Here is a 1,104-nt window from a genome sequence, read left to right as displayed (position 1 = left end):
TCGACAATGCCGGCGATGTGGTGACGGAGAATGCCGGCGAAGGCAATGACACGATCAGAACGAGCCTGGCGACCTATTCGCTGGCCTCGCTCGCCAATGTCGAGAACCTGGCCTACACCGGGACCGCTGCCTTCACCGGCACCGGCAATGCCGTGGCCAATATCATTACCGGCGGCTCGGGCAACGATACGCTCGACGGCGGCGCGGGGGGCGACACGCTGACCGGCGGAGCGGGCAACGACACCTACATTGTCGACGATGCGGGCGATGTGGTCGTGGAAGCGGCGGGCGGCGGCACCGACATCGTCAAGACGGTGCTTGCAAGCTATACGCTGGCAGCCAATGTCGAGAACCTCACCTATACCGGATCGTCAGCCTTTGCCGGCACCGGCAACGAGCTCGCCAATGCGATCACGGGTGGCGCTGGTGCCGATACGCTTGCGGGCGGAGCCGGCAACGATACGCTCGATGGCGGCGCAGGTGCCGACACGCTGATCGGTGGCAGCGGTGACGACACCTATATCGTCGACAATGCCGGCGATGTCGTCACCGAGAATGCCGACGAGGGCACCGATACGGTCAAGACCTCGCTGACCACCTATACGCTCGGCGCCGATGTCGAGAACCTGACCTATACGGGCACGGCGGCCTTCACCGGCACCGGCAATGCGCTCGACAACCTCATCACCGGTGGGACCGGCGCCGATCACCTGGCAGGTGGCCTCGGCAACGACACCTATGTCGTCGACAATGCTGGCGACGTGGTGACGGAGAATACAGGCGAGGGCATCGACACGGTCAGGACCTCGCTTGCCAGCTACACGCTGGCCGCCAATGTCGAGAACCTGATCTATACTGGTGCTGCAGCCTTTGCCGGGACCGGCAATGGCCTCGACAACATGATCACCGGCGGTGCCGGCGCCGACACGCTGACGGGTGGGGCCGGCAACGACACGCTCGACGGCGGGGTTGGTGCCGACAAGCTGATCGGCGGCACGGGCGACGATACCTATGTCGTCGATAATGCCAGCGACGTGGTGACCGAGAATGCCGGCGAGGGCACCGACACGATCAGAACGAGCCTGGCGACCTATTCGCTGGCCG

The 1,104-nt window shown here is 64.7% G+C and carries 1 protein-coding gene; it reads left to right on the top strand.

Annotated features, from left to right (window positions below):
* Nucleotides 1–1,104, top strand: a 1,104-nt coding sequence (locus tag HX899_RS33060) for a calcium-binding protein (RefSeq protein ID WP_181294451.1), incomplete at both ends; no start/stop codon positions are given.

Origin of the sequence: Rhizobium sp. WYCCWR 11146, from assembly GCF_013591995.1 — a bacterium.
Classification (GTDB): Bacteria; Pseudomonadota; Alphaproteobacteria; order Rhizobiales; family Rhizobiaceae; genus Rhizobium; species Rhizobium indicum.
This window is presented reverse-complemented; position numbering and strand designations above follow the sequence as displayed.